This window comes from Paraburkholderia sp. BR10936 (assembly GCF_040965735.1).
GTDB classification, from domain to species: Bacteria; Pseudomonadota; Gammaproteobacteria; order Burkholderiales; family Burkholderiaceae; genus Paraburkholderia; species Paraburkholderia nodosa_A.
In genome coordinates this window covers 326,826-353,732 of record NZ_JBFRCM010000005.1, presented here as the reverse complement: position 1 = coordinate 353,732, position 26,907 = coordinate 326,826, and the positions used below count along the sequence as shown (strand labels likewise).

The window sequence follows — 26,907 nt, the reverse complement described above, 5'->3', positions numbered from 1 at the left end:
GCAGTGGAGGTTCTAACTTCTTCCCCCTTGAACTACCGGATAGCGGCAATCAACGCCTACGCCCCAGTTTATCGGCACAAGGCAGACCGTTATGCGGAGCGGACGCACAAATGTCCGTCCCAGTGCAAGGCGGGATGTCCGTAGTTGCCCACCCCACGCCAACGCACATGCGCATGGTAAAGCTCCTCATCGGGAGCGGAAAGGTTCGATCCAAACGCGACCGAGTTCGGACCCATCGCAGTCCTTTGTCGGTGCGAGAGCGACTGGCCACTCTGGACGTGATCGCGACATTGGGAGCATGCTGGGTTAGCGAACCGGTGGTTCGCCGTCTATCCTTCTCACGACTGGGGACGACCGGTGCTTAATGCTTAACTCGGTCTCGTTGATCGAGGCTCGCGCTTCCCGACGAAAATGGTACAGATCAGACAGCAATCTTTCGCCCACATCGAGAAGGCTGATACCGGCGGCGGTCAGTGTGATGGGATACGTAGCCCGATCAACCAAGGGGGCGCCATACCACGCCTCCAGGGCCTTCACCCTGCGACACACAGCTGTCGGCGTTGCATGACGCACCTCTGCAGCCTTTGAAAAACTGCAAAGCTTTCCTACAACGACGAAATCTTCCAGCCAGGTAAGTTCCACAAACCTGCTCCCGCCGCCATGCTGCCCTGGGAGGACGCGTTCGCGGCCCGAAAAAATTACCCGGGTTTGATGTTCGCTGCCTGTTTTCCCTTTGGGCCCTGCTTGACTTCAAAGCTCACCTTCTGGCCTTCCTGAAGGCTCTTGAAGCCAGAGCCCTGAACCTCGGAGAAGTGCGCGAACAAGTCATCGCCGCCGTCGTCTGGGGTGATAAACCCAAACCCCTTTGCATCGTTAAACCACTTGACAGTACCGGTTGCCATACTCTGGATGTTCCTTGGAAGATGGGTGCTAGTTGATGCCACTGGCCTGCGCCAAACGTCCAGCCAGCACAGTTGTCCCGTCGCCGAAGCATCTACGGACGGCTACGGGCAGCTGCAGTGAGACGGTGCGCACGATCCGTACCTGCTGTCTTTTGCCCGTCGAGACGGGTGCGTGGACACAATCCGCTTTATCTCGTATGGCGCGGGGAAGGTCTTTTGGTGGGCCGTACGTCGGTTCGAATTTTGGCTGTAATTTATGGAGCGGCTGATGCGCCACGCACCGGAAGTTCATCGCCGGATGCCGGTTGTTCATCCGTTCGCCACCCGGAACGTCCGTAGTCGATCCTGTTGCCTTCCGACCTGCAGAGCCGTAGGCGGCGGCTTTCAATTCTTGAGCGGCCATTTCCAGGCAACCACTGAGGAAACAATACACGCGGACCGAGCACCAATTCCTGGAAACGGTCGCAGCGAGCTTCGCCGCCCGTCGGACAGCGTGGCAAGCGCCGGGATCTGGCGCGCCATTGGCTGGGTTCCACCGCCTGATCGTGTGGTCCGTCGACCCGGAGGCAAGCCGGCCATCGGGCAGCACCGCGAGGGCGGAAACTGGCCCAGTGTGTCGGTAGGGCTTCGCTCCGTTTGCGTTGCACGCCGGATTCCAGAGCCAGATCGTCGATCAGCACGGCACCGGACTACGACGGCCCGCCCATGACCGCCTTGGTCCTGCGCGATGTGTTCCGTACCAGTCTCATGTACAGGTTCGCTGCCACGACACCGAAGACGATGTGAACGATCACGCTCGCCAGGTTGCGCGATTCCGCGAACCACGGAAAAAGCCGTGTCATGCCGTAGAAATTAATCAGGTATACGGCTACAGCGAATGCGCAACCCGCCAGTGAAGCCATCCCCATGCTTGAGTCGAGGTTGAATGACGTCATGATCAGACCAAGGACAAGCGTGAATACGATCGCAAGGGCAAAATGCACGACAAAGGCCACGAGCACGATGCCAAGCGTGAATGCTTGCGGCGATTGCAATGCGCCTCGTCCCAGAATGATCGCGGCGACCATGCGTGGGGGCTCCAGCAGACTGCCGCCAGTCGTCAGTGCCATCAGGACGACCCCTAACACCAGGAACACAGTGCCGGCGATGACGCCTGCCAGCACGGCGGCCCGCCAGTCGAGCTGGCCGTGGGTGAAATGATGGGAATCCATGTGAAGTTGCACAATTTGTCTCCTGATTGACTCGGAGAAAATCTCAGCGAAGAACTCCTTTAAATCAGGCGTGATTCACAGCGAATTCGTTGAGCGGCACAGGCTGCTTGAGCGGATCGAAGTCGGCCCACCGCCCTTGTTGCCAGCGGCCGGTCGCGCGTTCGATCGCCGCGCCACCCGCATCGCGCAGCACCCGTGCGGCGTCCAACTGGCTGTCCGGCGCCACGTGTACGGCCACCAGCACGCCGGATTCACGGGTTTCTTCGTTGCTGGCTTCACGCGTGCGCACCATCGCGCCGACCAATGAGCCGACATACGCGCTCACCCCAGTCGCGATCAGCGAAACGATAAGCGGCGGCGAAAACACTGCAAAGATACCGACGCCGATCAGGGCGCCAACCACTGCGCCAATCGTGACGCCTACCTCGGCACCCTCCGGCGCCCCCGTCGCGTTAGCGTCGCTGATGATTTCGAATCCGTGCTGGCCGGACGGATTGACGAAAAACAGTGTGACGTCCTCCTCGACGAAACCGGCAGTAATGACCCGTTGTGCCGCGTCTTCAGCTGCGGGGAATGTCGTAAAGCGTGCTGCGACAATGAGTGACATGTGGCCTCCCTTTCGGCTGTCGCGCAAATTGCCTGTCGCGAGCGAAAGACGATGGATTCACCGTGTCTCGTGGGCACGGCTGTTCAGCGGAGCAATGCCAAGCGTGGTGGCGGCGAGCACGAGCGCAGCATGATATCTATCATGACGTTTCTCCTCGAGAACCTGATGAGATCGCAACTGCATTTCGGCTCCGCTATAAAAACGTAAGTTGACTTCGAAATATTCCGCGTCCGGATCGGGGCACTCGGTGTGGCCAAGGTCGCCGCGAACGATTTTCTGCACCACCGTTTTCGGCATTGCATGTATGCCTCAGCCGGCTTCCCGTTCGGCACGCCGATACCCGCGCACTGCATGTGCTGACCGTGTTCGCGCCCGCCATAGTGCGCATGCTCTGGCGCGCGAGCCATGCGGCTCCCCCGCTACCTGCCGGCACCTGCGCCTGGCAGCGCATCGCGGCGCATGCTATGTCCCTGCTGCTCCACGTGCTGATGCTCGCTCTCCCCTGGCTATCTCTACAGCCTGGCGGCCAACGTGCCGGCTCTCTATCTGGGCTTGATTCCGCTGCCGCGCATCACCGGGCCTGATCCCTTGCTGAAGGTCGTGTTCAAGGCGGCTCACATCGCGATCAACTACGGCCGGTCACGCTCGTTGCCATACCCTGCGTGGCACCACAGGACAGTCGAAGCGTCTTGGGCGCTCGTGTTCGAGCAGCACCTTTGCTGCTCTTTCCGCCAACTACAGTCGAACTGCGCGATCTGGGCCGCTCTGGACGTTGGCATCAACCTACGGTGTCACGACAAGCTCCGTATGCATTCCCGCTGCGTAGTGTCCCGGCTTGTTGCAGATCAGCGCGTAGTGGCCCGGCGCAAGTCTGAATGAAACGCGCTTGCTCTTGCCCGGGGCGATACCTTCGACTTCGCCAATCTTGTTCAGCCGGCGCTCAAGCACCTCTCCCTTACTGACGGGGAGTGCATCGTCCGGGAGATCTGTCTTGAGTACCACGAGTTCGTGTTCCATGTTGTTGTCCGCAGCATTCCTGACTTCAAGTGTGATGCGGCCCGCGCTCACGTTGTGCGTCCCGAGCTGGATCGAGTTCGATAGCAATGTCGCGTTGACGGTTTGCTCCGCCCAGCTTGCATGCGATGTCATCCCGAGCGTGATCACACCGGCGAGGATAGTGGATCTGCAAGTGGCACACATGGTCGCCTCCTTTGCACCGACATATCGTGCGTGCCTCGCGTCGAGCGAGTGCCGAGCGCGATATTTTGAGTGCGCAAATGCCCCTTCCTCTGCGAGGGCATGAATGCTCACTGCGGCGCGCGATATGTGCAGTAAACGTGGACGGTGGCAGGCCTATTCCAGGCCGGCCCCAATCACGAACCCGGGACGGTGATCTTGCGGTTGTCTCGAAGACACCTGTACTCGTGCCATGTGAGGGCGATGACGACGACGTCCAATGCCGTTACCAGCAGTAACCAGACCGAATGGGTGTACGTGAAGCGGTAGGCCTGGTAGGCAATGAACAGCGCGAAGACAATCAGGGAACGTGCCAGCAACACAGCGATCATGGACGGGATGCCAGGGATCGCGTCCGGCCATCCACGCCCAGGCAGTGACTGCTCTTCTGGTCTTTGACGCTGGACCGAAATTGCGCAGAAGAACGCGGCGTCCGGCCAGGTATTCGTCGGTTGAAACGGGCTGTTGGTCGATAGGAAATTAACTTGTAGATAACGCTACATGGAAGTAGCATAATCTACATGAAATCATTATCGACCTGGTCGGTCCTTGTACTGACATTGCCCACCGGGAATGCGACGGCACGTATGCGCTTCTGGCGCGCACTCAAGGCAAAGGGCTGCGCCGTTCTGCGCGACGGCATCTATCTCTTGCCTTATACGGAAGCGCGCGAGGGCGTGCTGCGCGCGCTTTCGGTCGCGATTGGCGAAAGCGGCGGCACAGCCCACCTGCTGCGCGCGCCTAGTCTTGACGCGTCGCAGGAGGCCGAATTCCGCGCGCTGTTTGATCGCGCTGACGAGTACGACGGCCTCATCCGCACGCTCGACGATGCCCGGAAGACAGTCTCGGGCCAGTCCGCCACCGAACTGACGAAGGTGATGCGGCGCTTGCGCAAGGACTACGAGATCATCGTCGCCATCGACTTCTTTCCGGGCGAGGCGGCAACGCGCGCCGAGGCCGCCTGGCAGGATTTTGTGGCACACGTCGACACGGTGCTCTCGCCCGGCGAGCCACACGCGGCAGACAGCCCAATCCGCTCGCTCTCCGTTGAGGACTATCAGGGGCGGACCTGGGCGACCCGCAGGCGCATGTGGGTCGACCGTGTGGCGAGCGCATGGCTGATTCGCCGTTTCATCGACTGCGACGCGCGCTTCATCTGGCTGCCATCGCCGGACGTCTGCCCGGCGGAGGCACTCGGCTTCGATTTCGATGGCGCCGTCTTTACCCATGTGGGAGAGCGCGTCACATTCGAAGTGCTGCTGGCGAGCTTCGGCCTCGACAGGGACCCGGCACTCGTGCGCCTCGGCGCCATGGTTCACACGCTCGACGTAGGCGGCGCAAGCGTGCCGGAAGCCATCGGGTTCGAAGCGGTCATGGCCGGTACTCGGGAGCGCTCGGCCGGCGACGATGAATTGCTCGATGCCATGAGTCCAGTGCTCGATTCGATGTACACGCACTTCGCGGCGAGCGAAAAAGGTGGCGATTCAGGACGACGCCCATGAGCACAACGACCGCACACGTGCCAGGCTACACGCTCGGACAGATGGCGCTCTATATGCTGAAGCTCGGTACGGTTGGCTTTGGCGGACCGGTTGCGCTCGTCGGCTACATGCGCCGCGATCTGGTCGAGCACCGCGGCTGGATTGCGGAGGAGGACTATCGCGAAGGCCTGGCGCTGGCGCAGATGATGCCCGGCCCGCTTGCCGCGCAGCTTGGCATCTACCTCGGTTTCGTGCACTACCGCCTTTTGGGAGCGACGGTCGCGGGACTCGCCTTCGTGCTGCCTTCGTTCCTGATGGTCGTCGCGCTAGGCTGGGCCTACGCGCATTACGGCGGGCTGTCGTGGATGCAGGCGGTTTTCTATGGCGTAGGCGCGGCGGTAGTCGGCATCATCGCGATGAGCGCGTACAAGCTGACAACAAAGACGCTCGGCGCAGACCGGCTGCTCTGGGTCATCTACCTGACCCTCGCGGTGGTAACGGTCGCCACGGAATCCGAAATCGCGTGGCTCTTCATCGCGGGCGGCGTCGTCAACTGGCTGCGCCGGTCACCGCCTCGATGGTTGGGTAAAGGCGGGTTCAACGCATTAGCCGTGACCCAGTCACCCGCGCTTGCTGGCGTCTTCAGCGGACTGGATCTCCCGCTACTCGGCCAGATTGGTCTTTTCTTCACAAAGGCGGGCGCGTTCGTGTTTGGTTCGGGTCTCGCGATCGTGCCGTTTCTCTACGGTGGCGTGGTGACCGAGCACCACTGGCTCAACGACAGACAGTTCGTCGATGCAGTGGCTGTCGCGATGATCACGCCAGGGCCGGTTGTCATCACGGTAGGTTTCATCGGCTATCTGGTTGCAGGGTTGGCGGGTGCCTGCGTCGCTGCACTCGGCACGTTTTTGCCGTGCTACCTGTTCACCGTGCTGCCCGCACCGTACTTCAAGAAATACGGGCGGCTGCCTGCCGTGAAGGCGTTTGTCGATGGCATTACCGCTGCGGCCGTGGGGGCAATTACCGGTTCGGTCGTCATCATTGCCAGACGTTCGGTCATCGACTGGCCAACCGCGCTGATTGCGATCGCAGGCATGCTGCTGCTGTGGCGCTTCAGGAAGCTGCCTGAGCCCGTAATCGTCGTCGCTGCCGCCCTGATTGGCCTCGTCCTCTATCCGCTTCTCCATCTGCACGCCCGGTGACCACCGCGCGCGGGAAACCTGCGAGGAATGCACATGAAATCGCGACGTACCTTTTTGCACGATTCTGGCGCTGCCGGTGCAGGGATGATGCTGGCCCAGGCGCGGATGGTCCACGCGACCAGCGTGCCGGGCCATTTCGACAGGCTCGTCAATGCGCTCCCCACGGCCGTTTGCCTCTAATGCGCTCGAAGCGGTCATTGATGCCCGCACGGCGGAACCCCCTTACAACTTCCATCACAAGCCGGCCGCCGCAGCAGCGAACAGGGCAGAGGAAGGGCTCGTCAGGGCACGCGAGACCGGCGGCTTCGGGCTGGTGATCCATTCAGGGAACCCGCCTATCAGCTGTCCAGCCACATCCTGCACACGATGAAAATCAGGGTATTGCGATGACTCCAGCCAGGGCGGCATTGTCGATCCTGCTCCCGCCTGCGGGCGTGGACCGAAGCGCGTGGCTGCTGCTCGCCGCGCGGAGTCTGCGCGGAATCTGCGACGGCTTTGTCGCGGTGCTGCTGCCCGCCTATCTTCTGTCGCTTGGTTTCGGGAAACTCACGGTAGGCCTGATCGGCAGCGCCACACTGCTCGGCTCGGCCGCGGCGACGATTGTTGTCGGCCTGCTGGGTAGCCGTTACCCGCAGCGTGCACTGCTGCTCTTCGCTGCAGCCCTGATGGCGGCAACCGGTCTTGCGTTTGGTTTCCTGTCGTCATTCTGGCCGCTGCTCGTGGTGGCGTTTGTCGGCACGCTCAACCCGAGTTCGGGTGACGTCAGCCTTTTCCTGCCGCTTGAGCACGCGCGCCTCGCAGAAGCAGCGAAGGGCGACGCCCGAACTGTGCTCTTCGCGCGCTACAGCCTCGTGGGCGGCCTTTCGGCGGCACTCGGCGCTCTGCTCGCGGGGCTCCCGGACTGGCTTGCTGCGCATGCTGGCGTTTCCGCGCTCTTCGCCATGCGCGCGATGTTCATTGGCTATGCGATAACGGGCATCGTCGTCTTCCTGCTGTACCTCCGGCTGCCAAAGCGCGAGGCCCACGTGGCGGCAGTCCGGACGCCTCTCGGCCCGTCGCGCGGTATCGTTTCACGTCTCGCGTTGCTGTTCAGCGTCGACGCGTTTGCCGGGGGCCTGCTCGTGAATTCCCTGCTGACGCTGTGGCTTATCCAGCGCTTTGGCGTGTCTCTCGCCGCCGCAGGGCAGTTCTTTTTTTGGTCCGGGTTGCTGAGCGCCGGTTCGCAACTGGCAGCTGCTCCGATTGCCCGAAGGATCGGCCTGCTCAACACGATGGTATTCACCCACATTCCGTCGAGCGTGTGCCTGATCGCTGCCGCCTTCACGCCCACGCTGCCATTGACCCTCGCGCTGTTGCTGGCGCGCAGTGCGCTTTCGCAGCTCGATGTGCCGACCCGGAGTGCCTACGTGATGGCCGTCGTGACACCGCCCGAACGTCCGGCCGCTGCGAGCTTTACGGCAGTGCCACGTAGCCTCGCGGCGGCCGTCGCGCCAACTCTCTCGGGGGCGCTGTTGGGCCTGGGGTGGCTCGGCGCGCCCCTCGTGGCGTGCGGCACGCTCAAGATTGCCTACGATCTCGCGGTGCTCGCCGCTTTTCGGCACATCAGGCCGGACGGAGGTTCATCGTGAAACGGGCACACCCAGACCATCGCTTCGTCGTGCAACTCATTTCCATGGTTTTCGCGTTCGCGGTTGTGGCCGGGGGCGGCGCGGGTTGTGTGGCGCACGGAGCGGATGACGCGGAAGTCGGCAATCTGCCACTGAAGCACATTGAGGACGTGCCACTGCCAGGACGTGCGTCCCGGTTCGACTATGAAAGCTATGACCCTGGCCGGCATCTGCTGTTCATCGCGCACCTGGGCGACAGCGAGGTCGTGGTGTTCGATACCCTGGCCTCGCGGGTCGTCGCACGCGTGGCTGGCGTCTCGGCGGTGCATGGCGTGCTCGCCGTGCCCGAACTGTCCCGCGTCTATGCGTCCGCGACCGGCACGAACGAGATTGTCGCGATCGACGAGCGTACGCTGAAGATCACCGCCCGGGTGCCCGGCGGCGTCTATCCGGACGGCATGGCGTATGCGAGCGACGCGCGCCGGCTCTACGTCTCGGACGAGACTGGTGAGACCGAGACGGTGATCGATGTCCCGGGCAACCGGCGTATTGCGACGATTCCGCTCGACGGGGAGGCCGGCAATTCGCAATACGATCCGGTTTCGAGACACATCTTCGTCAACGTGCAGACGCGACGCCAGCTGGTGGAGATCGACCCGGCCACGAACGTGATCGTTTCCCGGACCGACCTGCCTGGCGCGAAGGGAAATCACGGACTGCTGATTCTCCCGGACTCACGCCTCGCGCTGATCGCCTGTGAGGACAATTACCGGCTGCTCGTGTTCGACACGCGCTCAATGAACGTTGTCTCGGCGTTCGACACGGGTGGCGATCCGGACGTCCTGGCGTTCGATCCGGCACTGCGCACCGTCTATGTGGCTGGCGAGAGCGGCGTCGTGTCGATGTTCAGCGTTGACGCGTCCCACGTGTCGAAGATCGGCGACGGGCACGTGGGACCGAATGCGCACGTTGTCGCTGTCGATGCAGCGACACACCGGTCGTACTTTCCGTTGAAAGATGTCGACGGACATCCTGTGTTGCGGATCATGACGCCGCGATAGGGTGTGCGGTCTTCAGTCCTGCTCCGACGCCCGCGTCGCTTCACGTCCCAGCTTTGCCTCGCGCCGGGACCTTTCATTGAGGATCTGATGGCGCCGGTGGTCCGTCATCTTTTTCCAGCCGCGAGCTTCCTCACGCGTCCGGTAGCAGCCCGTGCAGAACCCGGTCTTGCCATCGAACGCGCACAGGTCGATGCAGGGCGATTTGGCAGCCATGGTTTACGTGGCGGCGCGAGGGGCGTTCACTTCGACCGTCACATGGGACAGCCCCTTAAAGCGCTTGAGCGCCGCGTGATAAAAGCCGGGGCTGCGTTGTGCTTCACTGGTGACGACTGACACCGCCGCACTCATGTGGCCCGGACCGACGCGCCAGACATGGAGATCAAGCACGGCGTCACCGTTGTCTTCAATAATGTGACGAACGTTTTCGGCCATGCGCTTATCCAGATTCATGTCGAGCAGAATGCCTCCCGTATCGCGCATCAGGCCCCACGACCAGTTAGCAATCACCAGGGCGCCGATCACGCCTGCGAGCGGATCCATCCAGACCCAGCCGAACGCACGGGCCAGCAGGAGGCCGATGATCGCGAGCACGGAAACTGCCGCGTCTGCGATGACGTGAATGTAGGCCGAGCGGATGTTGTGGTCGCGGTTCGCGGCAGCATGTGCGTCTTCGTGACTGTGATCGTGCTCTTCGAATTCGATTGACTGCTCGCCATCGGGCAAGCCGACAATCGCCCTGAATGCATGCGGCTCGGGAATGTCATCTTTCGACTCCAGATAGCTCCCACGGTCGGCAAACGCGAAGGTCTGACGGGAACCGTCGGGGCGAACCGTCGTGACTGATACCGCGTCGGCGGTCAGGTTCGACGAAGCCGTCTCAGGCGTAATACGGAAGACGGGTGGCACGCCATCTTCGAAGATCGACACGGCGAAAACTCCAGCAGTACCGAAGATGCGATGCGCCTCTTCCTCATGACCGTGTTCGTCTTCATGTCCGTGCCCGTGGCCGTGGCTGTGCCCATGTCCATGACTGTGGCCGTGATGGTTGCCGCTGAGCAGCCAGACGCTTGCAATATTCACCAGCAGGCCAAGAACGGCGATGGGGATCGCCTGGCCGAAGTGGATGGGCACGGGCGAGAGAAAGCGCGAAACCGCCTCGTACCCGATCAGCAGCGCGATCATGGCGAGCACAATGGCGCTGGTAAAGCCCGCGAGATCGCCCAGCTTCCCGGTACCGAATACGAAGCGGCTGTCGCTCGCATGCTTTCGCGCGTACGTATACGCGAGCGCAGCGATGAGCATCGCGCCGGCGTGTGTTGACATGTGCAGGCCATCGGCAACGAGCGCAAGCGAGCCAAAAAGGCTTCCGCCGACGATCTCGGTCACCATCATCGCGCTGCACAGCGCAATCACCATCCATGTCCTGCGCTCGTTCTCTTCGTGGGCAGCGCCCAGGAAGATATGGTCATGTCCCGCCCCGAAGGCGGCATCCTCGAATTGACTCATGTTTCTCTCACTTGAAGTAGCTGTGGACTACTTCGATCAGTTGCTCGGTGCCGCTGCCGTGCTCGTCGTCGTGCGGCTCTGCGTCGACAAGGTGCGTCCGGATATGGTCTTCAAGAACCACCGCGAGCAGGCCGTTCATCGCGCCGCGGCTGCTCGTAATGAGTTGCAGGACGTCCATGCAACCGCGCTCGTCCTCGAGCGCACGCTCGATGGCCTCGACCTGTCCCTTGATGCGGCGTACCCGGTTGAGCAGTTTCTGCTTTTCGCGAATCGTATGGCTCATGCTCCGCCTCCAGTTATAGCGTAGGGGGGTATATTAACATAATAGGGTGGAGGGGTATACTAAGATATCCTTGCAGGACACGGCGCGATGCTTCGATAATCGCGGCACTCTTCGGGGAGTAGCCGCTCCAGGCGCGTTGTCTGGAGGCGCACGTCAACATACTTGTCCGCTAACTGGCGACATGGCGTGTGCAGCGCAAGCCTGGCAAGACCGATGACGTATATCCCCACCTAGCCGGGTCGCGGGGGTATCTGTCATCGCGTTCTGACTGCGCGGCCCGGTGATAACGACCCCATGGAATCCTTCCTCGTTTCGACCAGCGTCGTGGGCCTCGCCGAAATCGGCGACAAGACCCAACTGCTTTCGCTCGTTCTGGCTGCACGCTACCGCAAGCCTGTCCCTATCGTGCTTGGCGTCCTCGTGGCGACACTGATCAATCACGCCGGCTCAGGCGCGCTTGGAGCCTGGCTCGCGAGTGTCATCAACCCCAATGTCATGAACTGGGCGGTGGTGGCATCTTTTGCCCTGATGGCCATCTGGATTCTCATTCCGGACAAGCTCGACGATGCGGATGCCGTCACGACGAAGGGACATTTCGGTGTGTTCGGCACCACCGTCGTGACGTTCTTCCTCGCGGAGATGGGCGACAAGACGCAGATCGTGACGATCGCTCTCGCCGCGCGGTTCCATGAATTCGTTGGTGTGGTCGCGGGAACCACACTGGGCATGATGCTCGCCAATGTGCCCGCTATTTATCTCGGTCACAAATTTGCAGATCGCTTGCCGACGAAGGCGGTGCACGCTGTGGCGGCCGTCATCTTCGTGGTGTTGGGCGGCTTCGCGCTCAGAACGGCGCTTTACCCAGACGCCCACCCGCTTTTCTGAGCGGCAGGGGGCACGCGAACGCAGCCGGATCGCGCGATTCGCTGCCAACCGACCGCCTGCCAACGACTCGGGGCCGATATTTGCTGCATGGCTTGGCGATTGGGGGGCGATTGCCACGACTGTTCCGCACAATCCGCACGAATCACGGTGATGCTTCGCACACGGGGGCTCCTGCCAATGTCCGACGAAGCGCTGCGGCGCATGTCTTCCATCGTGGCGCTGGTCGTCGCCCTGGGCCTCGTTCTGGTCAAGATATGGGCATGGGTCGCAACAGGGTCCATCTCTCTTCTCACCTCGGCCGCGGACGGTCTGGTGGACGTTGTCGCGTCATGCGTGACCTTCTTCGGTGTGCGCTACGCCGCGCGTCCCGCTGATCGCGGCCACCGATACGGTCACGGAAAGGCTGAGGCTATCGCGGCGTTCGTTCAGGCGTTGTTGCTTGGCGCGGCCGCGGTTGTGCTCGGCATCGAGTCGGTCAGACGTTTGCTCTGGCCGGAGCCGCTGAACCAGACAGGGCTCGGAATCTGGGTGATCGTGTTCAGCACTCTCGCGGCATCCGGGCTGGTCGGCATGCAGACCCTCGTCGGGAGGCGCACCGGTTCGACTGCCATCTCGGCCGATCGGGCGCACTATCTCACTGATGTGGCCGTCAACGTTACCGTGCTCGTTGCGCTGCTGCTCAATCATTTCCTGGCATTGGCTCGCGCCGATGCGCTTGGCGCGCTCGCGATCTCTGTCTACATGCTGTGGAACGCTCGCGGCATGGCACTGGGTGCGTTGGTTCAACTGCTAGATCGCGAGCTGGGTGCGGCCAAACGAACGCGCATCGAGGCGGCGGTCGCGTCTCGCAATGGTGGAGACCGCGTGTTCGTCGAGTTCCATCTGGAGGTCGATGGGCAGATGACAGTAGCGCAAGGACACGCAATTGCCGACGGTGTCGAGAAAGCCGTGGCGCGACTCTTTCCCGCGTCCGATGTGACTGCGCACGTCGCGCCCGCGGGAATCAAGGATCCGCGGCTGGACGACATGCTGAAGTAAACGGTGACAAAGTGCGCGGGCACTGCGCGGTTCATCGCAGACATACGCTCTCTGACTTCCATGCGCGGCCAAACCGCCGCGCTGTTCAGGAATTATTGTTGATGATTGGAGTGGCGGTCATCTGCAGGGGGGCGATGCCACCGGGAATGAGCGTCGTGTCCAGTACCGTGATGACGATCGTGTTCGCCGCCTTCCATCATCCGCATCATCCCGGGGCCACCGGTTCTGAAAAAAACCGCCGACATCATCACGAACACGACACCGAAGATGATGTTCAGTACTGTCGTGTAGTTGAATGAGATCGCCACATTGATAACTGCCGTCTGCCGTTCGTGAGGTACCCAGCCCAACAGCTGAAAGAGGGCCTCGACAACAAGCGCGGCGACAACCATCGCGATGTAGAACGTAGCTATCATGAACGCCGTCATTCTGCCGCCGTAGTACTTCCGGTAGATATTGAGAATGGGGAGGATGATGAGGTCGCCGAATATGAACGAGGCAACGCCTCCGAAGCTGATGCCACCTTTCCACAGAACGGCCGCCAGTGGCACGTTGCCGACCGAACAGGTGAATGACGCGACCGCGATGAGTGGCCCGACGAAGGCGCCCCATATCATGGCGAGGGTTGGATGACTGACCAGAATGAATTTCTGCCAGAAGCTATCCGGTACCCATGCCGCTAAGGCGCCGGCAACGAGCAATCCTACGCCAATGTCTCGCCATAGCATGACCCAGTTCATCACGTAGTTATGGCTGATGGCTGTCCAGCCGTCCCTCGATGTGAGGCGTTGTTTCCATGTGCCTTTTTGTTCGCCCATCGACATTGCGGCATGCCCTTCCATGCTACCGGTGATACCTTTGTCCGCCTGTTCGACAGCCTGCTTTCTGAGTGAATCTCGCAAAAGGAAGCGAAACAGCAGGGCAAGCACGACAATCATGATTGGGCCGCCGAGAAACTCGGCAGCGGCGAACTGCCACGCAATCAGCACCCACATGAGCACGCCCAGTTCAAGCACCAGGTTGGTAGCGGCAAACTGGAATGCCATGGCAGCACTGAAGTCGGCCCCTTTTCGAATCATCGAGTGCGCCATGGCAACGGCTGCATAGGAGCAGGATGATGACGCGGCACCAAGCAGGCTCGCTAGCGATATGGAGCGCGGGGAGTTGTCCGGTAGAAGCCTTGACATTTCAGACTTCGAGACCATCACTTCGATGACGGCCGAGAAGAGAAACCCCAGGCTGAGTCCCCAGAATATCTGCCACAACATGGTGAAGGACATCCACAGGGCATGACCCAGTGTGCCGAAAATGTACATCACGACCTCCCTGGATTGCGCGCCTAAAACAATGGCGCGCGATTGTAGAAGTAGATGCCGTGGGGTGACTTGCCGACATTGATTACGCCCACGTAACGGGTAAAGCGGAACGTGACCCACAGATATCGCCGGTCTGGATTCAGCTCCATGTCGTCTGGTCCTGGTGGCAACCCCGTGATGCTCCCGACGTTCATCAGGGTATGGTCAAGGATGCTGATGGTAGTGCCCACGTGATTCGTCACGAGCACATGTTGGCCATCGGCAAGAGACCGGAAGTGGTGTGCCCCTTTTCCCGTCCGAATGATTTTTACGACCTTGCGTGCGCGCCAGTCGACAACGGCGACATATTCAGCACCCGTCATGCCCACCGGGAGACTTGTAGACAATTGCCTGATGCGGTGGGCGTGGCACGTTACAACGGAAACTGGATTGCGTGCGCTTATCGCCATTGAGGTCCGAAGAAATCACGACGTCATTGTCACGAACCGCAGCACGACGACATCGGAGGATTGCGTGCGCGTTTTCACGGTGACAGGTTTCCTGCGTTTTAGACGCTTGACTGAAAATGCGGGTTATCAGTCCAGCGCTGTTTCGCGATCGGCCACACCGCGGTGGAGCATGCATTAGAGGTGCCGCGCGCCGCCGATTCTGGCTCGCTGGTAACGGCGCGCAGCATCGCCCAGCTCCGGGCCCGCCCGCCAGAAGCCGCCGAAGTGCCGGACATCGCTAACGAGCGCGTGGTAGCTGTCGGCCAGCATCGGAGCAATGGGTTCAGGTCTGACAAGCGGGACAGCCGGGGTGTGTGGCAGGGTAACGTGGCAAACGCGCTGATAGTCAGCGGCGCTGCGGCGCAACGCTGTGATGGCGTCACCTGGCGTGGCGCCGACCGCCTGCAGCCGGGCTCCAGCCAGTCGCGCTGCGAATTGCCTGTCCCGGGTGCGGTAAATCCAGCACCACAGGCGCTCGCCCGTGAATCCGAACAGGCGCCGACGTCGAAGGTCGAGTTCCGCCGGCTCGATCGTGTCCATGACGGTCCAGCCGGCATCGCGCGCCCACGTCAAACATGCGCCGGAATGATCGGCGAGCATCGCATCATGGCGCGTCTCCAACGCACGTGTATGCCTGGCGCGTCGTTCAGACTTGGCTGTGTGGGGCGCGGCGGGCCATGTAGAAACAATAGCGCGCCGAACGACGCTATTCCGCAATACAGTTCAGTACGCGCAGTGGGTATCGACGCGGATATATTCGGCTGGCCGGACACAGCAGGACGGCTGGTTCGGAGTGATCGTCGGAAAATCACTGCACGATGACGGCGGCGGACACAACTTCGCATACGTTCATACACTCGAGCACGCGCCCGCCGATCGGATGCTGACGTTTCTCGCCCAGGAGGGTGTCGGTGCGGACCAGCCAGTAGCTTTCCTGTCCGACGGCGGCGACACCGTGCGTCGCGCCCAGCTCGACTTTGGCGATTGTGGCGATAAGGTACTCGACTGGTTTCACGTCGCCATGCGAGTGCAGAATCTGGAACAGGTGATCAAGGGGTTGCCGGATTGCGGCGAACGGCCGTCCATCGGAGCGATGATCGATAGGCAGTGCAAAGTGGCACTCTGGCACGGCTGCCCTTATGCGGCGCTGCAGCGGCTCGAAAGCGTGGGCTGGGAACTCGCCGCGGTTGGCAGTCCAGAGGAGGTCAGGCTGCCGGCCAGACTGGAGGAGTTCATCGGTTACATCGAAAATAACCAAAGCTTTATTGTGAACTACGGATCGTCACGGCGAGCCGATCACCTCGAGCTTCGTCGAATCGGCGGTCAACCAGGTGGTCAGCAAGCGCTTTGTGAAGCGGCAGCAGATGGCGTGGCGGCCCGCTCCCGCGCATGCCCTTCTGCAGGTGAGGACGGCGGTCCCGAATGAGCAGTTGCGATCACGTTTGAGCGATGGTATCCGACGCTCGCGGTCAACAAGCACGCTCACAATAACGCGGCATAGCGCCCCCGCTTTGGCGCGGTCTCCTGGAAGCGCATCTCCTCAACAACGTGTTTTTCGACACCTGCGTTTATCACCAGCCCGGCATCGAATTGCTAACCGAGGTGGTTCCCGTCGACAACATCCTGTTCGCGAGCGAGATGATAGGAGCGGTGCGCGCCATCGATCCATACACGCAGCACTATTTCGACGACACGAAACGCTATATCGAAGCCGCGGACATGAACCCCGACCAGCGGTTCAAGATCTACGAAGGCAACGCACGCCGTGTCTATCCGCGACTGGACGCTGCCCTTACTGCGCAAGGACGTTGAGCACGTGCGAGGCGAAAGAAGATCAGAGGCGCGCGCTGCGCGACAGCCTCCGCACCCACGCCCGCCCTACAGCGAACTCCCCCCGCAGATCATGATCTGCTGGCCCGTGATCGCGCCGGCCTGCGGGCCGAGCAGATACGCGACCATCGAGGCCACTTCCTCCGCCGTCACGTAGCGCCCGATCGGCGGCATGACCGGCGCGCTGGACGTGCGCTTCGGGTCGTTCAACATGGGCGTGGCGGTCGCGGCGGGCGAGACGATGTTGACGGTAATGCCGCGCGGTGCCAGCTCGATGGCCCACGAACGCGCCATGCCGACCATGGCGGCCTTGACGGCGGCGTACTGACTGCGCCCGGCGGAGCCCCCCGACACGCGGCTGCCGATCAGCACGATGCGGCCGCCTCCGGGCATGGCGGGCACGAGCGCATTGGCGAGCGCCGAGGCGGCGCCCACGTGCAGGCGCCACATTGCTTCGCCGCTCGCTGCGTCGAGTTCGCCGATGCGCGCCGTTTTCATGAAGCCGGCTGCGTGCACGAGGCCATCCACCGCGCCCATGCGTTGTGCGACTCCGGCAATTGCGGCCGCATCGTCGAGGTCCGCGGCGCACCAGGTGAAGCGCGGATGATCGAGATCCGGCGCGCTGCGGCTCAGACCGATCACGTCATGGCCCTCGGCGAGCAGGTGCTTCGCAATCGCGTAGCCGATGCCGGAGCTTGCGCCCGTCACGACCATGCGCTTGTTCGTGGGAGGCGTTGACGTGCTATTTGCGGTGTTCGTTGCGTTGTCCATCGTCGTCTTTCAATGCGCGGCTCCCGCAGACACTTCGATCAGCTCGATCGTGAGCCCCGCGAGATTGCGAAATGCCTGCAGCTCGCCATCCGAAGCGCTCGCGTCCGTGATGAGCGTCCACGGCTTCTCGATCGGCGCCCAGTGCTGCTGGCTGTCGCGGTTGAGCTTGTCGGCGGTCACGAGCACGAAGAGGCTCGCGGCCTGCCGCATGAGGCACTCCTTGAGGTAGGCCTGGTCGCCGGTCGCTTCGCACAGGCCGCGGCCGGGCACCACGCCATCGGCGCCGAGAAAGGCCTTGTCGACCGTCACGCGCGTGAGCGCGAGCTGCGCGATCGGTCCGAGCGTACTCATGCTCGACTCGCGCACTTCGCCGCCGATCAGCGTGAGCGGCACGCTGCTGCCCGCGAGCGCCTGCACGACGAGCAGGTTGTTCGTCACCACGCGAATGTCGTGGCGGCCCGCCTGCGCGAGCGCGCGCGCCAGCGCGGCGGTGGTGGTGCCGCTGTCGAGGAAGATCGTGTCGCCGGTGTGCACGTGGGCGGCGGCCGCGTGGCCGATGGCGTCTTTCTCGGCCTGGAAGCTCTGGCGGCGCTGTTCGAGCGATTCCTCGGGCGCGTGCGTGCCGACCGAAGCCGCGCCGCCATAGGTGCGCAGGATGAGCCGCTCGTCGGCGAGCGCGCGCAGGTCGCGGCGCACGGTGGCCTCCGACATGCCGAAGTGTTCGCACAGCTCGGACACTTCGGTCATGCCGGAGAGGACGGCCTGGAGCATGGCTTCACGGCGGCGGGCTACTTTCATGGAGTGTTCGGCGTTGGGTTCGGGGCGCCGCTTCGCGGCGAGGCAGACGGCGTGGACAATACGGCGCGCACGCAGTTTACACGGTACTTTACCGCGTGTTGCACCCCGTACTGTAGCCACTTTCCGACGCCTCGCGTTCATCGCTCAGGGACCCGGCTCCCCATCAGGCGGCGGCGGGCGCGGGCTGTGACGCGGCGCTCGCCGCGCTGGCCCATTCCTCCGCCACGCTCACGTACTTGATGCGCTGGCGGAAGTACGTGTAAGCGATATGCAGGCGCCCGTCGGGCGACTGCGCAATCGACGGGTACGAGAACTCACGGTTGAGCTTGTCCGTCGAGTTGTTCGTCATGCAGTAGCCGTCGCCGGTTTCCAGGTTGCGCGTGATGGGCCAGGTGCGGCCGCCGTCCGTCGAGATGGCGAGCGTCATCGGTGCGCGCGGCGCGCCCCAGAACGCGGTGCCGTGCGCGGAGGCGGCTTGCGTCACCAGCTCGCCGCTGTCTTCCGAGTCCTCGATGTCGTCGTAAAGCGAGGCGCGCCGCCCGGTGCTCTGCGCCGCGCTGCTCGCGTTGAACACAAGGCCCAGGTGCCCGTTGGCGAGCGCGACGAACTGGATCGACGAGTTGTTGTTCGGCAGCGCGAGCGCCTGTGGCGCGCTCCACGTCATGCCGTCGTCGGAGCGGCTCGCGTAGATATGGTCGGCCCAGCGGCTGCGGTAGAGCGCGAGGAGCGAGCCGTCGGCGAGCGGCTGGATGTTCATGTGCACGCAGCCCACGCTTGCGGGCACCGTGTGTTCGGTCCAGCTCGCGCCGTTGTCGGTCGAGCGCATCACCACGCTCACGTCGTCGTTGCCCGACCAGCGCTCGCCGGGCTGCACGCGGCACAGGAACACGGGGCACAACCATGCGCCATCGCGCGCCACCACGATAGGCTGGCGCACGAAGGTGCCGGGGCGGTCGAACAGCGTTTCGATGGGGCCCCAACTGCGGCCCTGATCGGTGGAGACGCGGCGGCGCACGATCGAGGTGTTCTGGTGACCCGAGAGCTGCGCTGTGTAGATAAGCCAGATTTCGCCGTTGGGCGCAGCAAAGAGCACGGGGTTCTGCTCGGAACGCGTCGGGTCGTCGGAGAGGCGCACCGGCTCGCTCCACGTTTCGCTGCCGTTGGTCAGGCGCGAGAGGTAGACCGAAATGTCGGGCACGCCTTCCTGGGTGCCGCCGAACCATGCGCAGAGCACGTCGCCGTTGACGAGCGCGAGCAGGTTGGCCGCATGGCACTGCACGGTGGGGGCAGGGAGGTAGGCGTCGGTGCGAGCCACGTCGCCAGCGGCGGCGTGCAGGCGGCCGGGCATGGTGAACGCGGCTTCGGGCAGCGTGGAGGGAGTCGTCATGATCAATTCCTGTTGCGGTGTGGCGAGGGGTTCGCGCGTCGCGCCTTACGAGTCGGAGTGCACGACGCGCTGGCCGTTGCCGCTCGCCGTGGGCGCGAGCAGCTTCTCGACGACCATCACGATCGCAGGCGAAACGAGCGCGATGTACATATTGTCGATGCCGAGCGGATTGCCGAGCAGATACCAGATCGTGGTGGCGATCGTCGCGACCACGAGCGCGCTGATCGCGCCGCGGTTGCTGTTGAAGAAGGGCAGGTAGATGCCCATCAGCGCAACCACCGTGACCGAGAGGCGCAGCGCGCGGGTGAAGAACGAGAGCGCGAGAATTTGCGGCACGAACAGCACGAAAATGAGCGGCAGGAAGCCCACCACGAAGGAGATCGTGCGCGTGGCGCGCAGCTCTTTTTCAGGCGTCGGGCGATAGCGCGGTACGTAGAAGTCCTTGACGATCAGCGAGGCGATGGCGAGCGCCACGGTGCTCACGCTCACGAAGATCGAGGCAACGAGCGAGACCGTGACCACGCCCGAAAGCAGCGGGTGCATGTGTTGGAGAAAGATCGGCAGCGCGTAGAGGCTCTTGATGTTGGGGAACAGGAACTTCGCCGCGACGCCGAGAAAGCCGAGCGCAATTGCGATGGGAATGCACAGCGCGCCTGCCATCAGCGTGGAGTTGCGCGCCTCGTTCGCCGACTTCGCGCCCGAGATCGCCTGAATGATGAATTGCGTGGAGAAGATCGCGCCGGCCGTGCCGATGATCCAGGCGCCGATCGTGCCGCCGCTCAGCATACCGTTCCAGGTGAAGTATTGGGCCGGCATGGCGTGCATCATCGGCGCGACACCGCCCGTCATGGAGAGCGCAACCCACAAGAGAATGCCGATGCCGATGAGCTTCACGGTGCTGTGCAGGATCGTCACGTAGGCCACGCTCTTCAGGCCGCCCCAGGCGAAGTAGATCGTGCTGACGACAGCGGTGATGAACGCCGCGGTGGGCAGGTTCACGCGCATTACGGTCGAAATGGCCGCGGCGCCGCTCACGTAGTTGCCCACGTTCACGATGAAGAGCGCGTAGATCATGACGGCGGATACAACGAGTTTGGCCGTCTTGCCGTACTTCTGCGCGATGAAGCCCGAGATCGTGAATTCGCCGGATTGGTAGAGGCGCCTGGCCATGAACAGGCCGAAGAACACGAAGCCGATCGAAGCGGAGACCACCGACCACGAAGCCGCGATGCCCACGTTGAAGGCTTCCTGCGAAGTGCCGATGGTCGACTTCGCGCCGATGTACTCCGACATTAGCAGGATGGCGATCACGATGGCGGGCGTGGAGCGGCCCGCGACCATGAACTGTTCGGTGGTCTTGCTGCGCAGCCGGATGCTGATCCAGGCCGTGACGACGATATACACGACCACCATCGCGATGATGATGGAGGTATCCCACACGGTGAGGCGATTCATAGGTGATGTCTCCGATTATTGTGCTGGGCGGCCGGCGACCGCGTGCGGGCGCCGGCGGGGCACCCACTAAGCCGTTTGCACGGCGCGCCGCGTGGCGAGGTCTTGTGCCTGCTTCAGCGCTTCGAGCATGCTGCGTTCGTCGGCAATACCCTCGCCCGCGATATCGAACGCTGTGCCGTGATCGACCGAGGTGCGGATCACCGGCAGGCCCACCGTCACGTTCACGCCGGCTTCGAGGCCCATCACCTTCACGGGGCCGTGGCCCTGGTCGTGATACATCGCCACGACCACGTCGAAGTCGCCGCGGCCTGCGCGGAAAAACAACGTATCGGCGGGCAGCGGGCCTTCCACGTCCCAGCCGCGCTCGCGCAGCACGGCCACGGCGGGCATGATCTTTTCCTCTTCCTCGCCATAGCCGAACAGGCCGTTTTCGCCCGCGTGCGGATTGATGCCGCATACGCCGATGCGCGGCTCTTCGATGCCCGCGCGCACGAGCGTTTCGTGCGCGCGCTCGATCGTGCGCTGCACGAGGCCAGGCTCGATCTTGCGGATCGCGTCGAGGAGGCCGATATGCGTCGTCACGTGAATCACACGCAACTTCGGCGCCACGAGCATCATCGAGACTTCGGGAATGCCCGTGAGATGCGCGAGCATTTCCGTATGGCCGGGGAAGATATGGCCGCCCGCGTGGAGCGCTTCCTTGTTCAGCGGCGCGGTGCAGATCGCATCGAGCTCGCCTGCCGAGGTCAGCTCGACCGTGCGCGCGATGTACTGGTACGCGGCGTCGCCGGCGACGGAGGAAAGCTGGCCGTAGGGCATCGACTCCGGAATCAGGCCCAGGTCGATGCAGTCGACTACGCCGAGCTCGAAACGTGCGTCGGCGGGGGCCTCGATCGAACGCACTTCGAGCGTGACGCCCACGCGCCGCCCGGCGTCGACGAGCCGCTTTGCGTCGCCGATCACGAGCGGGCGGCAGCCGTCGTACACCGACTGGTGCGCAAGGCTCTTCATGATGATTTCCGGGCCCACGCCGGCGGCATCGCCCATCGTGATGCCGATTACGGGACGATAGTTCATGGCTTCCTCTTTGCTGGTGTGGCGCGGCGCGTTCGCGTCCGCTTGCGTCATGGCGGCGAGACGCTGCCATACGCGATAAAGGGTGTCGGGACGCCCGAAGCCGCCCGCCTTGGTGACGACAGGCAATACGCGTGACGCCTGGGTGGCGGCCATGAGCGGCACGCCGTTTTCGATTTCTTCGACCACGCGCAGCGTGGCCACGCCCATGGCTGCGAGCAGCGCGCGCGCCGTTTCGCCGCCCGTGGCGATCAGCGCGGCCGCGTGCGCGGCGGCGGGGGCGAGGCATTCCGCGAGTTGGCGGGCGAGCAATTCGCCGTCGCCGACCAGCACGCGCTCGGACTGGCTCAGAGCGACCACCGCGTGGCGGCCGCGCATGAGCGTGTTCGTCACGCGCGTGCCCAGCGTGAGCGACTCGGGGCTCACAGGGTCGAGCAGTGCAACGGCGTCGACAGTGAAGACGTCAAACGCATCGCCCGCATTGGCGCGCAGCGTGGCGACCTGTTCGTGCGAGACGCTCGACATGCTGCCCACTACCGCCAGCACGCCGCGCGGGTGTTGTGCGATCGTTGCGGGCGAAACGGCTACTGCGGGCGACGCGTTTTGCTGCACGTGGTCGTTCGTGAGGCGCGCGATCACCGTTTGTGCGAGTCCCGCCGAGCCGACCCAGAACGCGCCGTCGAGCGTGTCGGAGGCTTCGGCGAGCAGGGCGAGGTCGGCGTCCGTTTCGCTGTCGCAGATCACGGCCTCGCACTTTGCGGCGCGCAAGGCATCGAGGCGCGCGCGCAACGGCTCAGCGCCTTCGCGCACGGCTTGCAGGTCGAGGTGCGCGACCTGCAAGCCAGCGCCTGCCAGCATGGACGGCAGATGACCCGTGCCGCCGATGCTTTCGTTGCGCCAGACTTCCGTCTCTTCGACGGGCGTGCCGTTCACGAGGAGGCATCCGTTTTGCGTCGTGCGGCCCGCTTCCGGCAGCGCGGGCGCCACGATCGCCATGCCCGCATGAGCGGCGAGCGCGGCCACTTCGGCGGCGACGTTGCCGCGCAGTGTCGAATCGATCTTCTTGTAGAGCCGCCGGCCGGCAGCGTGCGCGCGCCAGGCCTGCGCATTCGCGCTCGCAGCGTCGGCGGGCGCAGCGCGGCGCGTGTCGGTGTCGATCGCAAGCACGTCGGGCGCGGCTGCGCTTCCTTGCGCCGCCGCGTTTAGGCAGACCACGCTGGCAAGGCCGCGATGCGTGCTCTTCACGGCGCAGTCGGCCGTGCCGGAGAGATCGTCTCCGAGTATCAGCAGGCGCACGTTGCGGGTGGTTGGCGTGTTCATGGCAGCAGACGACTGTAGATCGCCTTGATGTCGTCGAGGCTCAGCGCCTTGGGATTATTGCCAAGCAGGCGCTTGACCTTGGCGGCCGCCACGGCGAGCGCGTCGAGATGCGTTTCCGACACGCCGAACTGGCGCAGATCCTGCGGAATCGCGAGCGCCGCGGTCCATTCGCGCAGGCGCTCGAGAAATTTGTCGGCGGCGGCCTGATCGCTGTCGTCGTGCTGCGCGATGCCGAGCGCGTGCGCGACGGTGGCGAGGCGGCCGACGATGGCATCGAGATTGAACGCCATCACGTGCGGCAGCAGCATCGAGTTGGCCACGCCGTGCGTGATGTTGAACATGCCGCCGAGCGGGTAGGCGAGGGCGTGGACGGCGGCCGTGCCGGCCGCGGTGAGCGCGAGGCCGCCGTACATCGAGCCGAGCAGCATGGCTTCGCGCGCCTTCAGCGAATGGCCGTTTTCATAGGCTTCGAGCAGGTTCGCGCCGATCAGGCGCATGGATTCCATCGCGAACATGTCGCTGATGGGATTGGCCTTGGTCGAGATATACGACTCGAGCGCGTGAATGAACGCGTCCATGCCCGTGGCAGCCGTAATGGGCTTCGGCAGGTCGAGCGTGAGCGTGGCGTCGAGTATCACGAGTTGCGGCAGCAGATGGCGGCTCACGATGCCCACTTTCAACGCTTCGTCGGGCAGCGTGACGATGGCGTTGGGCGTGACCTCGGAGCCGGTGCCGGCCGTGGTCGGCACGAGCACGAGCGGCACGCCGGGCGTCTTGATCAGATCGATACCGAGCCATTCGCGCAGCGGCTGCGCGTTGGTGAGGCGCACGGCGAAGAGCTTCGCGGCGTCGAGCACGCTGCCGCCGCCGACGGAAAGCACCGCATCGGGGGCGAACGGCTCGATCTGGCCGCGAAACACCGTTTCCACGTTCTCGATGGTCGGCTCGGGCTGCACGTCGCGCACGATCAGGACTTCGATGTCCTTCGCTTCGAGCGCCGCCACCACGCGCGCCGCGACTCCGTTTTCCTCCATCACCGGTTGCGTGATGAACGCAATGCGGCGAACCGGGCGGTCGAGCAGCGCGAGCTTCTCGGGCAACTGGTCGAGGCTGTTGGCGCCGTGCACGACGTGCTTGACGGTCTGGAAGTGATAAACGGGGTTCATATCGTGAGTCTCGATTTCGGTCTTGCTGCTGTTCTTGCGGAAGGGCGTTCGTTCGGTTGCGCTCGTGGCTTCAGGCTACGCGCGGGTAGATTTCGAGCGCCTTCGCGAGGCGCTCGCGCGTGGCGGCGTCGAGCGGCTGCGCAGGCGAGCGCGCCGGGCCGGCGGGCATGCCGAGCATGGCGGCCGCGGTCTTGAGCACCACCGGCATCGTGCCGAGCGCAAAGGCGTCGCGCAGCGCGCGCAGCGATTCCTGGGCGCGGCGGGCCGCCTCGATTTCGCCTGCCTGGAAGTGATTCCAGATCGACATCACGACACCCGGCACCGCATTCGTCGTGGCGGCAACGGCGCCGTCGCCGCCAGCGATGAGCGACCAGAGGATCATCGAATCGGTGCCCGTGAATACGGCGAAATCGTCGCGGCGCAGGTTGATGAGCTGCAGCAAGCGGTCGAAGTCGCCGCCGCTGTCCTTGATGCCGCGAATGTTCGGAATCTCGGCGAGACGGCGCACGGTGTCGATGGTGAGCGTCACGCCCGCCTTGACCGGAATCGTGTAGAGCATCACCGGCAGCGGCGTGGCGCGCGCGATGCGCTCGTAGTGCGTGAGCAGTTCGGGCTGCGAAGCACCGTTGAAGTACGGCGTGATGACGGAGACGGCATCGACGCCCGTATCCAGCATCTTGCTGTTCAGTTCGATCACGTCGCGCGTGGCGTAGGCGCCGGTGCCCGCGATCACGGGCACCCGCGAGCGCGCCTGATCCACGGCGATGCCCGCGATGCGCAGCTTTTCCGCCTCGGAAAGCGCGATGAATTCACCGTTGGTGCCGAGCACGAACAGCGCATGCACGCCCGCGCCGATCAGGCGTTCGACGAGCGTGCGCAGGCCGGCTTCGTCGACTTCTTCGTCGGCGGTCATCGGGGTGATGAGGGCGGGGATGATGCCCCGGAAATTCACTGCCATGTTCGTTCTCCACTTCGCCGGAGGACAACGCTACGTTGCCCTCCAGACTGGCGGCGCGATGGGGCGCGCCGCGCGGTTTACCTGCCGATTCGCCTGCAGGTTTGAATGCTAGAAGCGGTGCCGCAACCCCAATGCCGCGACGATCTGATGCGAATTGCTCGAGGCCGTGATCGGCCAGAGCGCGGCCACTGCGGCCTTGCCGGTCGAGTCGGTACCGCTCGCGCGCTGGTACGCGGCGGTCAGGTAAATGTCAGTGCGCTTCGAAAGCAGATAGTCGCCGCCGATATTGGCCTGGTTGTAGTGCGCGTCGCCGGCGCCGTGGCTGTTCGTGTATTCATACGCTACGCCCATCAGCAGCGCAGGCGTGAATTGATAGCTGAAGCTCACTTCGGCATTGTCGAACACCGCCGTTGCCCCACGGTAGGCCGCAATCGGCGCTGCCGCCGCGCCCGAGCCGAGATCCTCGAAACGCGAGTTCGAATACACGAGACCGACCTTGGCGTTGCCGAACGTGTAGTTGCCCGCCACGGAGGCAACTTGCTGCGTACGCGCCGACGTGTAGCCCGAGAAGATCGGCGAGTTGTTCGGCGAAATGGGCGCGGCGCCAGCCGTGCCGTCCCACAGCGCGGTGTTGGGGCGCGAGGTGTTGATGTACGACGCGGCCAGCGCGAGCGGTCCTTGCGAGTAGCCCGCCACGACGCTCCAGATGCGGTTGTTGTTGAAGGCGCCCGGCGTGCCGCCGAAGCTGAACAGCGCGCCGCCGCGGAAACCGTGATAGCTCTGGCTCAGGAACTTGATGCTGTTGCTGACGCGCGAATTCACATACAGGTTGTCGGTGTCGCCCGGATGCGCGCCGATGCCGCCCGCCCACTGATTCGCGACGACGAGCGGACCGACGAGATCGGCCGAAGGTTCGTTCTGGCGGCCGAGTGTGACGCTGCCGAACGGCGTGGCCGCGCCCACCCAGGCCGCGCGGCCGAACATACGGCCGTTCTGGCCCAGCGTGCCCGTGGTGCTGCCAAAACCGTTTTCCAGCTGATAGATGGCCGCATACCCGCCGCCCAGATCCTCGGTGCCCTTGAGGCCCCAGCGGCTGCCGGACAAGACACCGCTCGACATCTGGTAGTTCGCCGAGCCCTTCTGGTTGTTCGTATACACGAGCGACGTATCGATCAAACCGTAGAGGGTGACGCTGCTTTGCGCATGTGCGCCGATCGCGGCGCCCAACAGGCCAAGCATGGCGGTGGTCCTTCTCATCGTTACTTGTCTCCGGCAGGGTTAGTTTTTTGACTGTTTCGATCAAGTCAGGGATGTTCACCTGCTGA

27 protein-coding genes, 4 pseudogenes and 1 riboswitch are annotated in these 26,907 nt (G+C 63.5%); of the genes and pseudogenes, 10 read left to right on the top strand and 21 right to left on the bottom strand.

Features of this window, described 5'->3' with window-relative positions:
- Positions 1–306: 306 nt before the first annotated feature.
- The 5 genes from AB4Y36_RS13870 to AB4Y36_RS13850 all read right to left on the bottom strand — a co-directional run bounded on the left by AB4Y36_RS13870 (position 307) and on the right by AB4Y36_RS13850 (position 3,017).
- On the bottom strand, positions 307–642 hold the full coding sequence (locus AB4Y36_RS13870; RefSeq protein ID WP_368683261.1) for a LysR family transcriptional regulator: 336 nt from the start codon (positions 640–642) through the stop codon (positions 307–309).
- A 56-nt stretch (positions 643–698) separates the two neighbouring features.
- Complete coding sequence (locus AB4Y36_RS13865; RefSeq protein ID WP_368619231.1) at positions 699–902, bottom strand: cold-shock protein; 204 nt, start codon at positions 900–902, stop codon at positions 699–701.
- A gap of 689 nt (positions 903–1,591) precedes the next feature.
- Positions 1,592–2,113, bottom strand: coding sequence for a hypothetical protein (locus AB4Y36_RS13860; RefSeq protein ID WP_368683260.1), 522 nt, complete (start codon positions 2,111–2,113; stop codon positions 1,592–1,594).
- A 64-nt stretch (positions 2,114–2,177) separates the two neighbouring features.
- Positions 2,178–2,720 carry a hypothetical protein gene (locus AB4Y36_RS13855; protein WP_368683259.1) on the bottom strand — a complete coding sequence of 181 codons (543 nt, stop codon included), beginning with the start codon at positions 2,718–2,720 and terminating at the stop codon, positions 2,178–2,180.
- A 57-nt stretch (positions 2,721–2,777) separates the two neighbouring features.
- On the bottom strand, positions 2,778–3,017 hold the full coding sequence (locus AB4Y36_RS13850) for a hypothetical protein (RefSeq protein ID WP_368683258.1): 240 nt from the start codon (positions 3,015–3,017) through the stop codon (positions 2,778–2,780).
- Positions 3,018–3,076: 59 nt separating this feature from the next.
- On the opposite strand from AB4Y36_RS13850, the pseudogene AB4Y36_RS13845 reads away from it, so the two are divergent.
- Positions 3,077–3,356: pseudogene (locus AB4Y36_RS13845) on the top strand (cytochrome b); the annotation flags it as partial.
- 147 nt (positions 3,357–3,503) lie between these two features.
- On the opposite strand, the gene AB4Y36_RS13840 reads toward AB4Y36_RS13845, so the two are convergent.
- Positions 3,504–3,920, bottom strand: coding sequence for a sulfocyanin-like copper-binding protein (locus AB4Y36_RS13840; protein ID WP_368683257.1), 417 nt, complete (start codon positions 3,918–3,920; stop codon positions 3,504–3,506).
- Positions 3,921–4,093: 173 nt separating this feature from the next.
- Positions 4,094–4,288 carry a DUF2127 domain-containing protein gene (locus AB4Y36_RS13835; protein WP_368683256.1) on the bottom strand — a complete coding sequence of 65 codons (195 nt, stop codon included), beginning with the start codon at positions 4,286–4,288 and terminating at the stop codon, positions 4,094–4,096.
- Between the two features lie 189 nt (positions 4,289–4,477).
- Here AB4Y36_RS13835 and AB4Y36_RS13830 point away from each other — a divergent pair, with 189 nt between their 5' ends.
- From AB4Y36_RS13830 to AB4Y36_RS13810, 5 genes are all read left to right on the top strand, one after another.
- Positions 4,478–5,458 carry a chromate resistance protein ChrB domain-containing protein gene (locus AB4Y36_RS13830; RefSeq protein ID WP_368683255.1) on the top strand — a complete coding sequence of 327 codons (981 nt, stop codon included), beginning with the start codon at positions 4,478–4,480 and terminating at the stop codon, positions 5,456–5,458.
- Positions 5,455–6,639: a chromate transporter gene (locus AB4Y36_RS13825; protein ID WP_368683254.1), complete on the top strand. Its 1,185-nt coding sequence runs from the start codon at positions 5,455–5,457 to the stop codon at positions 6,637–6,639. The genes AB4Y36_RS13830 and AB4Y36_RS13825 overlap by 4 nt, the downstream gene beginning before the upstream one ends.
- Positions 6,640–6,666: 27 nt before the next feature.
- Positions 6,667–6,819 (top strand): twin-arginine translocation signal domain-containing protein, encoded by a 153-nt coding sequence (locus AB4Y36_RS13820; protein WP_368683253.1) that lies wholly within the window; start codon positions 6,667–6,669, stop codon positions 6,817–6,819.
- Between the two features lie 206 nt (positions 6,820–7,025).
- A complete protein-coding gene (locus AB4Y36_RS13815; protein ID WP_368683252.1) occupies positions 7,026–8,267 on the top strand; it encodes an MFS transporter in 1,242 nt (413 codons plus the stop codon).
- 44 nt (positions 8,268–8,311) lie between these two features.
- Positions 8,312–9,307, top strand: coding sequence for a YncE family protein (locus tag AB4Y36_RS13810; protein ID WP_368683353.1), 996 nt, complete (start codon positions 8,312–8,314; stop codon positions 9,305–9,307).
- Positions 9,308–9,319: 12 nt separating this feature from the next.
- Here AB4Y36_RS13810 and AB4Y36_RS13805 read toward each other — a convergent pair whose 3' ends face one another.
- The 3 genes from AB4Y36_RS13805 to AB4Y36_RS13795 are packed head-to-tail and all read right to left on the bottom strand — an operon-like array spanning position 9,320 to position 11,096.
- The gene (locus AB4Y36_RS13805) at positions 9,320–9,520 is read right to left on the bottom strand and encodes a DUF1289 domain-containing protein (RefSeq protein WP_342947065.1); all 201 of its coding nucleotides are present in this window, start codon (positions 9,518–9,520) and stop codon (positions 9,320–9,322) included.
- A 3-nt stretch (positions 9,521–9,523) separates the two neighbouring features.
- Positions 9,524–10,813, bottom strand: a complete 1,290-nt coding sequence (dmeF, locus tag AB4Y36_RS13800) for a CDF family Co(II)/Ni(II) efflux transporter DmeF (RefSeq protein WP_368683251.1) — start codon at positions 10,811–10,813, stop codon at positions 9,524–9,526.
- A 7-nt stretch (positions 10,814–10,820) separates the two neighbouring features.
- Entirely contained in the window at positions 10,821–11,096 is a 276-nt protein-coding gene (locus tag AB4Y36_RS13795) for a metal/formaldehyde-sensitive transcriptional repressor (protein ID WP_115532886.1), read from the bottom strand.
- 101 nt (positions 11,097–11,197) lie between these two features.
- Positions 11,198–11,360: riboswitch (yybP-ykoY riboswitch) on the top strand.
- A gap of 30 nt (positions 11,361–11,390) precedes the next feature.
- On the opposite strand from AB4Y36_RS13795, the gene AB4Y36_RS13790 reads away from it, so the two are divergent.
- Entirely contained in the window at positions 11,391–11,981 is a 591-nt protein-coding gene (locus AB4Y36_RS13790; RefSeq protein ID WP_368683250.1) for a TMEM165/GDT1 family protein, read from the top strand.
- A gap of 177 nt (positions 11,982–12,158) precedes the next feature.
- The gene (locus tag AB4Y36_RS13785) at positions 12,159–13,019 is read left to right on the top strand and encodes a cation diffusion facilitator family transporter (RefSeq protein WP_368683249.1); all 861 of its coding nucleotides are present in this window, start codon (positions 12,159–12,161) and stop codon (positions 13,017–13,019) included.
- Between the two features lie 92 nt (positions 13,020–13,111).
- Here AB4Y36_RS13785 and AB4Y36_RS13780 read toward each other — a convergent pair whose 3' ends face one another.
- The 3 genes and pseudogenes from AB4Y36_RS13780 to AB4Y36_RS13770 form a co-directional block, all read right to left on the bottom strand.
- On the bottom strand, positions 13,112–14,335 hold the full coding sequence (locus AB4Y36_RS13780; RefSeq protein ID WP_368683248.1) for a permease: 1,224 nt from the start codon (positions 14,333–14,335) through the stop codon (positions 13,112–13,114).
- A 23-nt stretch (positions 14,336–14,358) separates the two neighbouring features.
- Positions 14,359–14,709: pseudogene (locus tag AB4Y36_RS13775) on the bottom strand (YncE family protein); the annotation flags it as partial.
- Between the two features lie 249 nt (positions 14,710–14,958).
- Positions 14,959–15,423: a hypothetical protein gene (locus tag AB4Y36_RS13770; RefSeq protein ID WP_368683361.1), complete on the bottom strand. Its 465-nt coding sequence runs from the start codon at positions 15,421–15,423 to the stop codon at positions 14,959–14,961.
- A gap of 105 nt (positions 15,424–15,528) precedes the next feature.
- On the opposite strand from AB4Y36_RS13770, the pseudogene AB4Y36_RS13765 reads away from it, so the two are divergent.
- Both AB4Y36_RS13765 and AB4Y36_RS13760 read left to right on the top strand, forming a co-directional pair.
- Positions 15,529–16,324, top strand: a pseudogene (locus AB4Y36_RS13765) (ISKra4 family transposase); the annotation flags it as partial.
- Positions 16,315–16,635, top strand: a pseudogene (locus AB4Y36_RS13760) (amidohydrolase family protein); the annotation flags it as partial. The pseudogenes AB4Y36_RS13765 and AB4Y36_RS13760, both read left to right, overlap by 10 nt.
- 66 nt (positions 16,636–16,701) lie before the next feature.
- Here AB4Y36_RS13760 and AB4Y36_RS13755 read toward each other — a convergent pair.
- From AB4Y36_RS13755 to AB4Y36_RS13720, 8 genes are all read right to left on the bottom strand, one after another.
- A complete protein-coding gene (locus AB4Y36_RS13755) occupies positions 16,702–17,424 on the bottom strand; it encodes an SDR family NAD(P)-dependent oxidoreductase (RefSeq protein ID WP_368683247.1) in 723 nt (240 codons plus the stop codon).
- Between the two features lie 9 nt (positions 17,425–17,433).
- Positions 17,434–18,222: a DeoR/GlpR family DNA-binding transcription regulator gene (locus tag AB4Y36_RS13750; protein ID WP_368683246.1), complete on the bottom strand. Its 789-nt coding sequence runs from the start codon at positions 18,220–18,222 to the stop codon at positions 17,434–17,436.
- 163 nt (positions 18,223–18,385) lie between these two features.
- Positions 18,386–19,570 carry an exo-alpha-sialidase gene (locus AB4Y36_RS13745; protein WP_368683352.1) on the bottom strand — a complete coding sequence of 395 codons (1,185 nt, stop codon included), beginning with the start codon at positions 19,568–19,570 and terminating at the stop codon, positions 18,386–18,388.
- Positions 19,571–19,654: 84 nt separating this feature from the next.
- A complete protein-coding gene (locus AB4Y36_RS13740) occupies positions 19,655–21,064 on the bottom strand; it encodes a sodium:solute symporter family protein (RefSeq protein WP_368683245.1) in 1,410 nt (469 codons plus the stop codon).
- A gap of 66 nt (positions 21,065–21,130) precedes the next feature.
- Positions 21,131–23,458: a 4-hydroxythreonine-4-phosphate dehydrogenase PdxA gene (pdxA, locus tag AB4Y36_RS13735; RefSeq protein WP_368683244.1), complete on the bottom strand. Its 2,328-nt coding sequence runs from the start codon at positions 23,456–23,458 to the stop codon at positions 21,131–21,133.
- On the bottom strand, positions 23,455–24,624 hold the full coding sequence (locus AB4Y36_RS13730) for an iron-containing alcohol dehydrogenase (RefSeq protein WP_368683243.1): 1,170 nt from the start codon (positions 24,622–24,624) through the stop codon (positions 23,455–23,457). The genes pdxA and AB4Y36_RS13730 overlap by 4 nt, the downstream gene beginning before the upstream one ends.
- A gap of 70 nt (positions 24,625–24,694) precedes the next feature.
- Positions 24,695–25,582, bottom strand: a complete 888-nt coding sequence (dapA, locus tag AB4Y36_RS13725; protein ID WP_342946523.1) for a 4-hydroxy-tetrahydrodipicolinate synthase — start codon at positions 25,580–25,582, stop codon at positions 24,695–24,697.
- Between the two features lie 108 nt (positions 25,583–25,690).
- Entirely contained in the window at positions 25,691–26,839 is a 1,149-nt protein-coding gene (locus tag AB4Y36_RS13720) for a porin (RefSeq protein ID WP_342946522.1), read from the bottom strand.
- Positions 26,840–26,907: the final 68 nt, after the last annotated feature.